The organism is Neobacillus piezotolerans (genome assembly GCF_003362805.1).
In the GTDB taxonomy this organism is placed as follows: domain Bacteria; phylum Bacillota; class Bacilli; order Bacillales; family Cytobacillaceae; genus Bacillus_D; species Bacillus_D piezotolerans.
The window spans coordinates 18822-33759 of the sequence record NZ_QNQT01000019.1; the positions used below are offsets into that span (position 1 = coordinate 18822).

Sequence of the window (14938 nt, forward strand, 5' to 3'; positions counted from 1 at the left end):
TCTTTTAACTTACTTTTCCAGACGAAGGAGACGCATATGTCTGATTATATTGTAGAAATGAAACATATAACCAAACGATTTCCTGGAATAGTGGCAAATGATGATGTATCCATTGGCATAAAAAAAGGGGAAATCTTTGCCTTGCTAGGGGAGAATGGTGCAGGTAAATCAACTTTAATGAGCATGCTGAGCGGCATGTATGAACCGGATGAAGGAGAAATCTTTATCCGGGGTGAGAAGGTTGAAATTAGCTCACCCAATCATGCCGCAAAGCTTAACATAGGAATGGTCCATCAGCATTTTAAGCTCGTTTCCGATTATACGATAACTGAGAATATCATTTTGGGAGTCGAGCCAATCAAAAAATTGGCAGGTCTTTTTCCATATGTAGATATTCGAAATGCCAATCGTAAAATTGAAGAACTATCGAAAAACTTCGGACTGGAAGTAGATCCTACGAAAAAAATAGACGATCTGACTGTTTCCATGCAGCAACGGGTGGAAATTTTAAAGGTGCTTTATCGTGAAGCGGAAATCCTAATTTTCGATGAACCGACCGCAGTCTTGACGCCACAGGAAATTGAGTTCCTGCTCGGTATTATCGAGGGCCTGCGAAAAGGTGGGAAAACAATCGTCTTAATCACTCATAAGCTTGAGGAAATCAAAAAAGTAGCCGATCGATGTGCTGTGTTGAACAAAGGCAAATTAGTTGATGTGTTGGATGTAAAGGAAACATCTACCCAACAAATGGCCCGGCTCATGGTCGGACGGGAAGTAAATTTTAAATCTGATAAAGCTCCAGCAGTAGTGAAAGAGGAAGTATTGAAGGTAGAACATTTAACCATTAAAAATGAAGATGGGTTCGAGGTAGTAAAGGATGTATCCTTTACCATCCATGGCGGTGAAATTTTTGCCATTGCGGGAGTCGCGGATAATGGCCAAGTTGAGATTGCTGATGCCATTGCTGGATTAACAAAGGTTAGCGGCGGGAAAGTATCCCTCCAAGGTAAGGACATTACGAATGAACGTATAAGAAACAGAACAGAAATTGGAATATCGTATATACCCGAGGATCGACAAAGATTTGGGCTTGTGTTGGATTTTGATTTATCTACGAATTTGGCATTAAAGCAATATTATCAGGAGCCGTTTTGCAGTAAGGGTATCCTGGATAAAGACGAAATTGACCAATTTGGCAGCAAATTGATTGATAAATATGATATCCGAAGTGGGCAAGGGATTAAGACCCAAGTTCGTTCGATGAGCGGCGGCAATCAGCAAAAAGCAATAATTGCTCGCGAAATCGAATTACAATCACCGCTGATGATTTTCGTTCAGCCAACGCGAGGAGTCGATATTGGCGCGATTGAAAATATCCATAACATGATGATTCAAGAACGGGATAAAGGAAAAGCAATCTTGCTCGTTTCATTGGAGTTGGATGAAATCATGAATGTTGCGGATACGATTGGAGTTATCTATAATGGCCAATTTCAAAAAATCGCCAGCAGTGATTCGTTAACGACAAATGAAGTTGGCGAATATATGATGGGGGCAAAACATGAATAAAGATAGTAAAAGAAAAAGCTTACGTCATAGTCTTCTTTGGCCAATAAGCAATGAGAAATGGCAGCCTATCTCAATTCCACTAGTCTCCATCCTTATAAGTTTTTTTGCAGCGGCCCTCGTTATTCTTTTCATTGGCAAAAACCCCCTGCAGGCATATTACAACCTGCTCCAAGGGGCAGGAATCATGCCAAAGCCTTCTTATGCCGGCTATAAAAGCATGGTGACTGACTTTTTGAGTTTGCTAAACGCGATGACGCCGCTCGTGTTCGCAAGTCTTGCCGTTGCTGTTGCATTCAGGGCGGGACTATTTAATATTGGGGTTTCCGGCCAAATGCTCACCTCTGGTTTTTTAGCAACGATTATCGTCGGGTACAGTGGTTTGGATGCGATATTGGCAAAGCCGCTTGTACTTGTAATCGGAATTCTTGCTGGAGGTATGATGGGCGGATTAGTAGGCTGGCTAAAATATAAATTCAACATTAATGAAGTCGTATCTACGATTATGCTGAATTATATTGCTCAATATGTGATAAGCTTTTTTATTCACATGTATTTTATTGATCCAGTTTCAAGGCAATCCAGGTATATTGACGAAGCGGCAAGGCTGACTTTAGTGAATGTCGAGATAGCCAACTTGAAAATGGATATTCCATTGGGCTTTATTTTAGCCATTTTAACTGCTATTATAATTAAATTTGTCATGGACAAAACAGTGGTTGGTTTTGAAATTAAAGCGGTAGGTTCCAACCGGAATGCGGCAAAATATGCAGGGATTAATGTTGGTAGAAATACAGTCCTCGCCATGGTTATGTCAGGCGGTCTGGCTGGCCTTGCCGGAGTCACGTATTATTTGGGTTATTTTTCTTCCATACAGCCAAAGGTTTTATCAAGTATCGGGTTTGACTCGATTGCAGTGTCACTGTTAGGAAACTCTCATCCAATTGGCGTTATATTTTCATCCTTTTTAGTATCGATTATTGACCAGGGAAGCACGTATATGAGTTCACAAGCGGGGATCAGGCAAGAAATTTCATCAGTTATCATCGGGCTAATCCTATTGTTCAGTGCATGTGGTGCTTATATGAAACATAAAGTCAGCCGCTTGAAGGAAAAAGAAGTTGAACGAAAGGAGAATGAATCATAATGGATACAATTATTATTGATGGATTATCCTTCGCTCTGCCTCTTTTTATAATCGCAATAGGCGGCATATACAGTGAAAAGAGCGGCATTACCAATTTGGCGCTTGAAGGCTTTCAAGGATTTGGCGCGTTCATCGGGGCTCTGTCAGCCGTACTGATCGCAAATGCTACTGGAAGGGATATACAAGACCTAGTTTACGTGGCGTTTCTATTTTCGATGATTGGCGGAATGATGTTTTCAATTATACATGCTGTCCTAAGTATTAAGTTTAAGGCAGACCAAGTAATCAGTGGTGTTGTAATTAACATTTTGGCGTTGGCACTGACAACGTTCTTAACGACCCAAATAAATGCATTAGTATTCGGGTCGGCTTCGGACAAGTTTCGATTAGGTGTTTCGGAGCGGTTTACAATTGAAGGTTTAGCCAATATCCCAGTGATTGGCGCGGTATTCACAAAAGTGTACCCATTTGAAGTGATTATCATCGTGATTGCCTTTTTTGCTTGGTATCTTTTATATAAAACGAAATTTGGCATGCGCCTTAGAGCAGCCGGGGAGAATCCCCATGCGGTTGACGCGGCAGGGGTAGATGTATCTAAAATCAGATTTTCCGCCGTTCTGATCTCGGGTCTGTTGGCAGGTCTTGGCGGCATGTGTTTTGCCTACTCCATTTCCGCCAACTTTTCTTCAAATATTTATATGGGATATGGATTCTTGGCGATTGCCGCATTGATTTTCGGGAATTGGAGGATTCTCCCTACCTTGGCGGCCTGCCTTTTATTCGGGTTTGCAAAATCCGGGGGCTCGTTTATCGCCCAGTCAATGGCGTTGCCAAGTAGTTACACAGATTTATTCATGATTTTGCCGTATGTATTAACATTATTGTTATTGGTCTTTTTCTCTAAATCAAATCGCGCCCCAAGGGCACTTGGAGAAATTTATGATAAAGGAAAGAGATAGAAAAAAACATACGAGCGGCAGGATGTAAGCAACATCATAAAAGGAAATTCGGCTTTAAAAACAATACTGGTAAATCCAGAAGGCCTCCCTCCAGTCTTTTTGATTGGCGGAGGCCTTTTTGATTGGTTGTCCTCTATTTTCCTCTACTTTCCTTGAATTTTCCCCGTGCCGATTTATAACTATTTAAGCGGTTAAAGATAAATCCTTGCATCAGGTTAACTCGGTTTACTTCCAAAAGGGTATTTCACTAAGATTTGAGATTCTTTACACAAAGACTATTCTATTCCTGAAGCTAATAAGGATAATAACTTTTTATATCCATTGTAATAAGAACTTGGGTCAGCAATATGGGGGTTGCGTTCTCTAGTTGTGTTTGGACCCACATACAAATTTACCGCTTCTTGTGATAGTGGAAACTGATCTGCTAAGTCCGCATAAACACTTTTAATTCTTTCCGAACCTAAAAATGTCCACCACCCTATGGTAAACGTTCCAGATAATTCATATGGCCCGTAACCATCATTACCGGTAGTGTTATATTTCCATCGGAACATCCCGTTATGGCCATTCATGTAATTCGTAAGTCTATAATAAGGGGTTTCATTAGTTGGCGGTACCAATACCTTATCAAAGAATTGTTTTTCTAAACCACTTAGGACTTTTTCGAAAAATAATTTCTCATTTGTTTGATTCCCAAACGATTGGGCAAAACTATTTATCCATAATGGAAAGCGGTGTGAGTGGGAGGAGTCTTGAACAATATCCATGACTTTTTTCTTTTCCTCACTTACTTTATTTTTATCTTCATAGCCTGCAAAAACATAATCAGGATGATCCGTCCAAACCCCCACCTGGAATAGCCATCTTCCCTCAGCATCAAAATGACTCTCATTTTTAAAAACACGATAAGTGACACTGGAGATTTCCTCCAGGGTTGGTTCGTTTTTAAAGTATTGTTTTAAATCTGCGGCAATAGCCATTGTGAATAATTCCTCATCAATGATTGCCCGATAATAGCTAGGTTTAACTTCTGTATTTTCAATTTTCCACAATAACCGCTCTTCCATTCCATTTTTAAAGGGTTTCCTTCCCCACTGCCATGCAGGGGTTTCCCATATGTTTTTAATTTCTGATAGTAAGAAGTTGGCCAAGTAATCCACATTCGACTCATTAATCACCGGACTATTACTGGATTCCGCTAAAACTATGTATCTGCTCAACAAATAATAGTATTGTAAGGTTGCTAAACGATTACCATCCTCATTAATATCAAGAGTCTCTATTCCACTCTTGGTGAAGTTGCCAAAATGTTTTTCAAAGTCTCTCATGAGTTTAGGATCTTCATTTTGATAAGCATAATGGAGTGGTACCATCAAAAAATGACCTGAGTCATAAATATCCCTCTCTAGCCACAAATCATCCTTCAAATAGTCCTTCACTGTAACCTTCCACAATTCACTTATATAATCGCTATTCTCATATGGTTTTTTTTCAGCATTGGGCCTTTCTTTGCCAATGCCCACATTTGTACAACCGGCTAATAACATAATTATAACAAGTAACCCCCATGCTTTTTTCATAATATACTCCTTCCTATATTTTTCGCTAATCACATTAGGACGTTATTTCATTACATAGCCAATATTTTCCCCTTTTATTCTATAAATCTTAAATTGGTTATTTTATAATGCTCCGTTGGTACCTTTAATAGAAAGATAGTGTTAATCGTAATAGTCTGAATTACTCCTTCGCAAAAGGAGCCCAGTCCATATAGCTATAATTTGCTATTAGTGCCATCCCGTTTATTTAAATTGACTTCTAACCTATGTAATTGTAAAATCTGCGTAATCGGTTACACATTAATGGAAGTGATAAGATGGCGTCTATCAAAGAAGTTGCGAAACACGCGGGTGTGTCAGTGGCGACTGTATCCCGGGTCCTGAATGATAAAGGATATGTGAGTGAGGAAGCACGGAAAAGGGTTCAGAAGGCGATAGCCAATCTGGATTACAGGCCGAATGCGGTGGCGCGGAGCCTTTTTAAAAAGACGTCCAAAACGATTGGGCTCCTGGTCCCGGATATCGTGAACCCCTTCTTCCCGGAACTTGCAAGGGCGGTTGAGGATACACTTTCCCGGCATGGCTACACCGTAATCTTGTGCAACACGGATGAAAGCAAGGAGAAAGAACAGGCTTACCTTGAAATGATGATGCAGAAATATATTGACGGACTGATTGTCGCGACGAATACGCTTACCGCTGCCCAGGTGACAAAGTACAATATCCCGGTGGTCAGCATTGACCGGAAAATCAGCAAAGAGCTCCCGGGCATTATGGTTGAAAATAAGAAAGGCGCCAGCATGGCTGTCAGATTTTTAAAGAAAAAAGGGAGGAAACGGATTGCCCATTTACGCGGCCCAAGCTATATTCCAAATGCCGTCGAGCGCTGTGCGGGGTATCTTGAGGTGGTTGGCGAAGAGCCTTGGTTCAAGGAAAGCTACATTGCAGAGGGCAATTACGATATGACAATGTCCATTGAATCGACGATCCGGCTCCTAAATATGCACCCAGATATCGATGCAATCTTTGCAGGGAATGATGTTAGCGCGATTGGAGCAATAAAAGCAATCCACAAACTCGGGAAACATGTCCCTAGGGATATCGCGGTTGTGGGATTTGACGGAATCATGTTGTCAGAGGCGACGACCCCTGAACTGACAACGATCGCTCAGCCGATTTATGAACTTGGGGAAATAGCGTCTGCCACTCTTATAAAAATAATTGAACAGCAGGCAGATGATCAGACTCTTTATACATTGCCTGTCCAGCTTATAGAAAGGCAATCAACTTAAAACGGGTGAAAAATAAAAAGAAGCCGGCATTCTTTTCCAATTCAGAAAAGAAGTCGGCTTTTCTATGTGCTAAAAGTGAGGGATTGGCGGGTGTACCGGCTGCCTGCATTCTTCGGCCTTAGCTGCGGAGATGATGATGTCGACGGCCACTTAGAACGTCGTTTTCATCGTTGGTTTTAAAGCAACACTTGGAAAATTCCCGATTCTCGATAGGGTTGCCGAATTCTCGCTCATTTTCTGGTTCGGCTTCGGCCAAAATCGGAGCAAACTCATTGCAGAAGAAACGGTGTTCCCTGCGGAAATCTTTACAAGTAAACCTGGACATGTTCTTTCCCCCTTTGCATCAATCTGCTATAGGGTATGCGGAAATTGACCGGTTGGACAAGGCATTCGCATTAGGACAAACACCCTGAATTTTAGTATTAACTCAACTTTTGCATTTTTAAAATCAAATTCCTCATTATTCCGCTGGAGCAACAATCCCCATCGGCATGATTGTAAATTTTGGATTTCGAAAATCAATGCCCAAATTGCATTCCATTTAAGATAAAAAAGTTTGAAGGCATCGTCCTTTGAAAAAATGAATTATTACCCGAAGAACAAAATAATTAAACAAAAACGCGGCGAATTTTCCGATTAACAATTATTAGAAAAATAATTACAAAGTGCTAATTATTTTTACAATTTTTACATTTTATAGGGCTGAAGTAATAGGTTTTGCTAATTGAGCTTGTACTTAACCAGTCGAAAAAACACATTACACTAGGAGTATCATCCCGTTTTTTCGTGTGGGATGTTTTTTTATCTAGTTCAATAATCATAGGCGTTCTTCAGCGTAAAAGGGGTAAAATTGACAGCTTTGTGAACAGATGTTACTAAATTAATAATGGAAATTAAAAAAAACAGTTGAATTTATGTTTGTCCGCGTTGAAATGGCGGTAAATAAGAGAGGTAAATATATCCAATTTTTATAAAATGAGAAAAAAGAACCCTAGGGTAGGAGAGAAGATGCAGAATGTTAGAGTCTAAGAGAAGAGCGATTATATTTTTTGTATTAGCCTTATTATTGGCCTTGATTGCTGGATTCCTTGTATTGAAGAAAGTCCAGGCGCTAAATTCGGATCTTGGAACCATGGCCGAGGTATTCGTGGCGAGGGAAGACATTAGCTCAAGGACGCTCATTACTCCAAACAACGTTAAGAAGGAAGAAATCCCGCGAAAGTACCTTCGAAGCTATCATGTTGTGGATGTTAGGGAATTGCAAAATAAGGTGTCTGTGGTGCCTTTGTCCAAAGGGGACATCATTACGAAAAACGTCCTGAAGCAAGCCTCGGCGGTTGTGGAGGAAAATAATAGATTAATAACTCTCATGAGCTCGGATAGGGTCTTTTTCGATGAACCTCTTGAGGCTTTGGATCGGGTGGACATAATCGTTTCTCATAAGTTTGACAGTGAGGAAAAGACGGAAATTTTCATGAAGGACGTCAAGGTGGCTCGTGTTGCGAAACGGAAGAATGAGTTCCAAGGGGTACAGGTCGAGGTGCCGCTTGAAAAAGCTCCTGAACTGATACATATGCAAAATTACTCGGACAGCGTACGAATCGTCAAAGCGAATGTAGGCAAAGAAGAAATGAATCAAGGCGCAACCCAAGGGGAAAAACCGACGGATGGCAAAGATACGATTCAGGTCCCGGCTAAACCGCCGGCGGTACAGCAGAAGCCTCCTGCCCAGCAGCAAAAGCCTGCAGCCAAACCGGCCCAGCCTGCCGGGAATAACCCTCCTTCAAAGGAAAAACCCGCAACTGGCGAGAAGCCTCCCGGAACTTAAGGGGAATAAGGTGGTTCTATATTCATAGATAAGCATGTGACGGAGGAGACGGTATGAGTAAAGAAACAAAGCTGTTCATTATCGGAGAAGAGAATGGCTTATACAATACAGTGAAAGAAGCGTTGGCGGAATTTGAACTTGTTTTTATCGAAGCTCAAAATTATCTGGCGGAATTGAAAAGGCACGAACCGCAAATCGCGATTGTGTTAAAAAATGGCTTTGAGTCGCCAGTGGACTTAATTCACTCTTTAATAAAGGAGTTTCCGGCGGTGTCCATTTTATTCATACATGACCTGCAGGATTTTCAATTGCTGCGTGATGTCACACGGGCAGGCGCCATGGATTACCTCGTCATTCCAGACGAAATCAATGTCCTGACAGATCGGGTTCAGAGCCTGGCTGCCCAGACAAGGACGAAGTCAGAAGCTGCTGTTTCGGCGGGAAGCTTTAAACGGGGGAGGGGACAGGTGCTTGCCTTTTACAGCGGAAAAGGCGGAAGCGGAAAGACCTTCCTTAGCACCGCGTTTGCCCAGACCTTGAAATTAGAATCAACCGCCCAAGTCATTTATATTGATTTGAACTTGCAATACGGCGGTGCAGAGACCTTTTTGGGAATTGACAGCAATCGCTCACTCATTGATCTGAAGCCGGTCATTCACGAGATCAACGAACACCATATCCGCAATGTCTCGGAGAAAGAAGGCTTCTCTAAGTTGGAAATCTTGATTAGCCCTAAGGATGCCGAACTGGCAGAGTCCGTGGATGAAGAATATATTACCCGCCTGCTCAGGGCCTGCCGCAGAAGTTACGACTTCATTATTGTCGACATCCCGTCGGCTATGGATGAACGAAGTTACGCCGTGTTGACAGAAGCGGATAGAATCTTTTATGTCATGAATTTGAATACCCCTTCCATCAAAGTGCTTAAGCACGTGGAGGAATTGTTCCAGCGGCTCGGCATTGTCACAGAGGATAGGTTGGAAATCATCCTTAATGAAACAGGGAAGGAAAACGAGCTCTCCAAGAAAGACATCGAAAGGTTTGTGAAATATCCTGTCCGCGCAGAGGTTCGCCGCGACCTTAAGGGTGTGCAGGCTGCGGTGAATCAAGGGAAACCTGTCCGGAAGGAACCAAAAGAGAAGAAGTTGATCCCAGCAGCAAAGGATGTACAAAAATGGGTCGTTTCCATGTTGAAATAAAGGAAAATGACTTTTTAATCCAGCTACAGCGCCTAGCCCCTCGAGGTCATAAGCCGGTTCCCTCCGGAGGGCAGGCCCGTCCTCGGAAATGCCCGCATTTCCTTCGTGCGTGGGCGAATTCAGGGATGCCCATTCAGTGTCCTGCGGGCCCCGTCTTATGCTGGTCGGGGCTGCCCAAGGCGCTTCCGCATTTTGTTAAGGAGGTGTGATGATGTCGCTTTTCCAAAGAAAAACTACAGCCAAGCCAAAGCTTGAGGCGGTACCGGAAGTCGTTGAATCCTATGTGAATCCTTATATCGACGAATTGGTAGAGCATTACAAGACGAGGCTTTTGACTGAAACCAACTTAGAACATTTAACAAGCCTGACGGAAGGGGAAAAACGCCTTCAGATTGAACGGCTGATTAACCAATTCATGGCTGAGGAAAAGGTCGTCATCCCCCGCCACGAAAAGGAGACATTGCTGTCGCGCCTGATTGATGAAAGCGTCGGCTTTGGCCCGCTTGAAGCTCTTTTGAATGACGACAGCATTACCGAGATTTTGGTGAATGGCCCAAAGGAAGTTTTCATTGAGAGGAAAGGGCGGCTCGAGAGGTCGGATATATCCTTTCGCGATGAATCCCATGTACGGCATATCATCGATCGGGTGGTAGCTCCGCTTGGGCGCCGTGTCGATGAAAGCTCTCCGATGGTTGACGCCAGGCTGCCAGACGGAAGCCGTGTCAATGCGGTCATCCCTCCCATCAGCCTGAACGGTACGCTGATTTCGATCCGGAAATTCCGGAAAACGCCTTTTGAAATGAAGGATTTAATGGATTTTGGATCATTTACTGAAGAGATGTCGATTTTCCTGCAGGCCATTGTGGAAGCGAAAATGAGCATTTTGATTTCAGGAGGAACAGGAAGCGGAAAAACCACCCTGCTGAATGCAGTGGCAAAAGCCATTCCCGTTCATGAACGTGTTATCACGATTGAAGATTCCGCAGAGCTTCGGCTCAATCGCGCAAGCGTGGTAGGGATGGAGGCCCGCCCTCCGAACGTGGAGGGCACCGGGGAAGTGACAATACGCCAACTGGTCAAAAACGCCTTGCGGATGAGGCCGGATCGTATCATCGTCGGGGAGGTTCGCGGCCCGGAAGCCTTCGACATGCTTCAGGCAATGAACACTGGACATGAAGGTTCATTGACCACTGTCCATGCCAACTCGCCACAGGATGCCATCAACCGTGTCGAAGGGATGGTCGTCATGGCTGGGATGGACCTGCCAATACATATCATTCGTGAATACATTGTCGGTGCGCTTGATTTCATTATCCAGGCAGAACGTTTGAGCGATGGTTCCCGAAGAATTACGAATATCGCGGAAGTCTTTGTAAATGAGGCGGGAAAAGTCGAGGTCCTCCCAATTTTTGAATTTAGGAGAACAGGAATTGGGGAAGGGGGCAAAGTGCTCGGAATCCATACTGCTACCGGTATTCGCCCTAGATGCCTGGATAAGCTTCGTGTTTACGGAATCAATCTTGATGACAGCATGTTTGATCCGAAAGGAGGTGCAGGCCTTGGCCACAAGCATAGCTATACTTTATAGCGTTGCCGTCCTGCTTGGACTATGGGGGAGTTACTTCTTTCTAGGCTACCGCTCCCAGCAAAGGGAATGGAAACAACGGGTCAATCAGTGGTTTCCTGAAGAGAGAAGGAAAAGCAAAATCAGTGTACTCGGTGACAAGTTCGACCGGTCCCAATCGGCCGAGCCGCTTGCGCAGAAACTGCAGAACGCCAATGTGGCCCTGCTCCCATCGGAATATGTTGGTGTTCACATCCTAGGTTTCCTTGCCCTGTTTGTCTTGCTTTTCAACGTCTTCAACGTGCCGCCGTTTGTCAGTATGCTTGTTTCACTGCTGGTTTTATACATTGCTCATTACTTGCTGTTTTTCATTAGGAAAAATAAATATGAAGAGCGCTTCAACGAGCAACTTGCAGAAATCTGCCGTTTGCTCGGCAATGCAGCGAGGTCAGGCCTGACTATCAACCAGGGGCTTGAAATAGTGGCCAGGGAAGTACCCGCGCCTGCCGGACCGGAATTTAGCAGGATTGTGAACGAGCTTAAACTGGGCGTTCCGATTGAAACAGCATTAAGGAGTGTCCAAAAGCGGAACAAGTCAAGGGAATTCCAGCTTTTCATCGCCACAATCCTGATTCAGAAAAAGACAGGCGGAAACCTGGCAGCGACGCTAGAATCAATGGGACATACGCTTGAAGATCGTAAAGTACTGACACAGACCATCAAAACAATGACCTCGGAGCAGCGCTATATCTCGCTCATCATTCCGGCGATGCCCGTTTTCATCCTGCTCATGATGAACAACATCATTGAAGGTTTCACGGATCCCCTTTGGACTGGGCCGGGATTGATCATCTTAGTCCTCTTTCTGACAGGGCTTTTGATCTCCTTTGTCCTGATCAGAAAAATCACGAACATTAGGGTGTAATTATGGATGCATACATCATATTAGCGGTCATTCTGTTTTGGCTCATGTTTGGACTCTCAATCCGCCACTTCTCCTTGTACATCCGGGAGAAAAGAGTGCTGATTGAACACATTTCAGACGTCACATACACAGATGCCTTCGAAAAGAAGGCGAAGAAGAAAAGCAGGCGGGCGGTCTGGTTCCAGAAGATGACGAAATACGCTGATGAATTTTCTGACCTGGGCCAGCGAATCAACTTTTTCAGCGAGAATGCCGATGTGGCGGAGTGGCTCCGTAAGTCGGGCAATCCGTATCAGCTTACAGTCGAACGTTTTCAAGGATTGAAGTTATTCCTGCTCGTTGTTGGGTTTTTTGCCGGAATGATTTCCTTAATTATTGGACTTCCGTTTTCTCAGTATGCGGTTATTTTCAATCCGCTCCTTGGGTATTTCTTGCCAATCATTATCATTCGCCAGCAGGCGAAAAAAAGGCAAGAAGCACTCCGAAGGGATTTGCCGGATTTCCTGGACACCATTAGTACCAGCCTTCAAGCGGGCGTCAGCCTGGATCAAGCTTTAAGGGAGGTGATCCGTTTCTTCGACGGACCTTTAAGGGAAGAGTTTTCGCGGTTCAATTATGAAATCGATCTTGGCGTTCCAAGGGAAACCGCCTACCGCAATCTGCTTGAAAGAAACGACAATCAAGAATTTCAAGGGCTGATTAAGTCGCTTTTGCAGGGGTTGAAACTCGGAGTGCCGATTGCGACGACCTTTAAGGTTCAAGCGGAGGACATGAGGCAGCTTCGGGAAGAGCAAGTGAAGGAGCTAGCTGCCAAAGCATCCCCGAAGGTAACTTTGGTTACCACATTTCTTGTAGCGCCTGTCTCCATTTTAATGATAGCGGGCCTGATGCTTTTGAACTTGATTTATGGAGAAAACAGTATTTTTAAATTATTTAATTTTTAATTATATGGAGGTAATGAAAATGAAAAAACTTACACAATGGTACGTAGCGGCAACAACGAAGCTTGACAGCATGGTGCGCAATGAGCGCGGTTCCCAGACATTGGAATGGATTGGAATCGCAGCGGTTGTCGTCATCGTGGTCGGGCTTATTTCAACGGCATTTGGAGAAGATAAAGAATTCGGCAAATCTGTTCTGAAGAAATTCACAGGCATGATTGATCAAATTGGCGGTGGAAGATAAGCCACTGTGGAACTAGTGGTTTACTAACAAGTAACTTTGATAAGTTCCAAAAAGGAGTTCTAAATAGTGAAAAAGTTGTTGATGCTGATTCTCATCGGTGCATCTATATCATTAACTGGATGTGTTGAGAAAGAAGATAACGTAACAAAAAAAGAAAAGCCTGCCGGGCAAGAGACCAAAAATTCCAGCAAACAGGATGAGGATGTAGCAGTCGGGAAAGAAACAGACTCATTCTTTGCAGACTTGCCCAAGGTTCCAGAAACGACTGCCGAGCTGATACATCAGCCAGCAGGCAAATTTGCCACGAAGGAAGTCCTGTCGGATGAAGTTGAAGCTGAGGTAATTAAAGAAATTAAGGATCTTCCTCCGCTTAAAGAAGATGCGGCGGAGGAAGATTATCAGAAATATTTTCAGTATGTTTATTCCTTGGTGGCTGAAGACTTTGACAATCCGCAGGACTTGATCAACAAATGGGAATTTTCCGCTTCGGGGAATCCTGATATGCCGAATTCTAAGTTTCAATTTAAAGAAAACTATAATGTAGAAGTAATTCTGGATTCAAGCGGGAGTATGGCCCAAAAAATTGGCGGAAAGACGCGGATGGAACTTGCCAAGGAAGCAATCACAAATTTCCTTTCCAGCCTGCCTGAGGAAGCCAATGTTTCACTAAGGGTATACGGCCATAAAGGTACAGGAAGCGATTCGGATAAAGCGGCTTCTTGCGGAGCAATCGAACATGTCTATGGGTTTTCAAAATACGATGCAGGAAAATTCTCGGCAGCTTTGGATAAATTCAAGCCTAGCGGCTGGACGCCTGTAGCGGATTCTCTTGAATCATCCAAGCAAGCTTTTGGAAAATTCGATGCCAAAACAAACACAAACCTGATTTATTTGGTGTCAGACGGCATTGAAACATGTGATGGCGATCCTGTGGCAGTCGCAAAATCCTTCGCGGATTCGAATATCTCCCCCATTATCAACGTCATCGGATTTGAAGCTGATCAAAAAGCCCAGCAGCAGCTGAAAGAAGTAGCGAAAAGCGCGAATGGCATCTATACAACAGTCAATAGCCAGGAGCAACTCGAACAAGAGTTTGAACGTGCGCAGGAGGTCCTCAAAAGATGGGAGGAATGGAAGCACGATTCATTAAGGGATGCGGATGCTCAAAGGGTTGACAACAATTTCGATATTTTAGGCTTTTCCAACGATTGGGGCTATAAACAGGATAGCCAAAGGCTGAACGTGAACCATGCCCTTTATATTCTTAAGGATGAAAAGAAAATTACTCATAACCAGATGGAAAAATTGAGAGGGATTAGTTTTAAGCAGGACGAACTCGTGCAAAAGGCTCAGGATGAAATCAATGAGACTCTTAAGGCGCTCAATCTTAAGAGTATAGAAGAGCTGAAGAAACAGATTAATGAAAAATATAATTCTAGCACTCAAAATTAGAATACTGACAATCAGGATTTCGATGTGGCGGTATACCAAAGTGACTGGCATGGCCACATCGTTCCTTTCCAATCCTTTTCTGCCTTCCCTCCCCCGCTGGATGATTCAGGCTACGGTTCCACAAAGGAAATGATCGGGAAGGAAGCATGTTGGTTTATTTTTGAGTCTTGCAATTAGAATTCAGACGGATTATTCGTGTTTTAAAAAAACACATGAGTGAGGACTTCCAGGTATTTGCTGCATATGTGGGGAAAGTGGGGAG

At 43.6% G+C, this 14938-nt stretch carries 13 protein-coding genes; 11 read left to right on the forward strand and 2 right to left on the reverse strand.

Going from position 1 to position 14938, the window contains the following annotated elements; genetic code table 11:
- The first annotated feature begins 36 nt into the window (after positions 1 to 36).
- The 3 genes from DRW41_RS21825 (at position 37) to DRW41_RS21835 (ending at position 3672) form a co-directional block, all read left to right on the forward strand.
- Positions 37 to 1569, forward strand: coding sequence for an ABC transporter ATP-binding protein (locus DRW41_RS21825; protein ID WP_115454120.1), 1533 nt, complete (start codon positions 37 to 39; stop codon positions 1567 to 1569).
- A 184-nt stretch (positions 1570 to 1753) separates the two neighbouring features.
- Positions 1754 to 2713, forward strand: coding sequence for an ABC transporter permease (locus DRW41_RS21830; protein WP_222928863.1), 960 nt, complete (start codon positions 1754 to 1756; stop codon positions 2711 to 2713).
- A complete protein-coding gene (locus DRW41_RS21835; protein ID WP_115454122.1) occupies positions 2713 to 3672 on the forward strand; it encodes an ABC transporter permease in 960 nt (319 codons plus the stop codon). Before DRW41_RS21830 ends, DRW41_RS21835 begins: the two co-directional genes overlap by 1 nt.
- Positions 3673 to 3947: 275 nt before the next feature.
- On the opposite strand, the gene DRW41_RS21840 is transcribed toward DRW41_RS21835, so the two are convergent.
- Positions 3948 to 5252: a hypothetical protein gene (locus DRW41_RS21840; protein ID WP_115454123.1), complete on the reverse strand. Its 1305-nt coding sequence runs from the start codon at positions 5250 to 5252 to the stop codon at positions 3948 to 3950.
- Between the two features lie 296 nt (positions 5253 to 5548).
- On the opposite strand from DRW41_RS21840, the gene DRW41_RS21845 reads away from it, so the two are divergent.
- A complete protein-coding gene (locus DRW41_RS21845; protein ID WP_115454124.1) occupies positions 5549 to 6523 on the forward strand; it encodes a LacI family DNA-binding transcriptional regulator in 975 nt (324 codons plus the stop codon).
- 118 nt (positions 6524 to 6641) lie between these two features.
- Here the strand turns inward: DRW41_RS21845 and DRW41_RS21850 are convergent, their stop codons facing one another.
- A complete protein-coding gene (locus DRW41_RS21850; protein WP_115454125.1) occupies positions 6642 to 6848 on the reverse strand; it encodes a hypothetical protein in 207 nt (68 codons plus the stop codon).
- A gap of 690 nt (positions 6849 to 7538) precedes the next feature.
- Between DRW41_RS21850 and DRW41_RS21855 the strand changes: the two genes are divergently transcribed.
- The 7 genes from DRW41_RS21855 (at position 7539) to DRW41_RS21890 (ending at position 14676) form a co-directional block, all read left to right on the forward strand.
- Positions 7539 to 8351, forward strand: coding sequence for an SAF domain-containing protein (locus DRW41_RS21855; RefSeq protein WP_115454126.1), 813 nt, complete (start codon positions 7539 to 7541; stop codon positions 8349 to 8351).
- A 53-nt stretch (positions 8352 to 8404) separates the two neighbouring features.
- Positions 8405 to 9550, forward strand: a complete 1146-nt coding sequence (locus DRW41_RS21860) for a CpaE/TadZ family protein (protein ID WP_115454127.1) — start codon at positions 8405 to 8407, stop codon at positions 9548 to 9550.
- Positions 9551 to 9761: 211 nt separating this feature from the next.
- Positions 9762 to 11138: a TadA family conjugal transfer-associated ATPase gene (locus tag DRW41_RS21870; RefSeq protein WP_115454129.1), complete on the forward strand. Its 1377-nt coding sequence runs from the start codon at positions 9762 to 9764 to the stop codon at positions 11136 to 11138.
- A complete protein-coding gene (locus DRW41_RS21875) occupies positions 11110 to 12039 on the forward strand; it encodes a type II secretion system F family protein (protein ID WP_245959526.1) in 930 nt (309 codons plus the stop codon). Before DRW41_RS21870 ends, DRW41_RS21875 begins: the two co-directional genes overlap by 29 nt.
- 2 nt (positions 12040 to 12041) lie before the next feature.
- Positions 12042 to 12983 carry a type II secretion system F family protein gene (locus DRW41_RS21880; RefSeq protein ID WP_115454131.1) on the forward strand — a complete coding sequence of 314 codons (942 nt, stop codon included), beginning with the start codon at positions 12042 to 12044 and terminating at the stop codon, positions 12981 to 12983.
- A gap of 19 nt (positions 12984 to 13002) precedes the next feature.
- The gene (locus DRW41_RS21885) at positions 13003 to 13224 is read left to right on the forward strand and encodes a hypothetical protein (RefSeq protein WP_115454132.1); all 222 of its coding nucleotides are present in this window, start codon (positions 13003 to 13005) and stop codon (positions 13222 to 13224) included.
- Positions 13225 to 13290: 66 nt separating this feature from the next.
- The gene (locus DRW41_RS21890) at positions 13291 to 14676 is read left to right on the forward strand and encodes a VWA domain-containing protein (RefSeq protein WP_115454133.1); all 1386 of its coding nucleotides are present in this window, start codon (positions 13291 to 13293) and stop codon (positions 14674 to 14676) included.
- Positions 14677 to 14938: the final 262 nt, after the last annotated feature.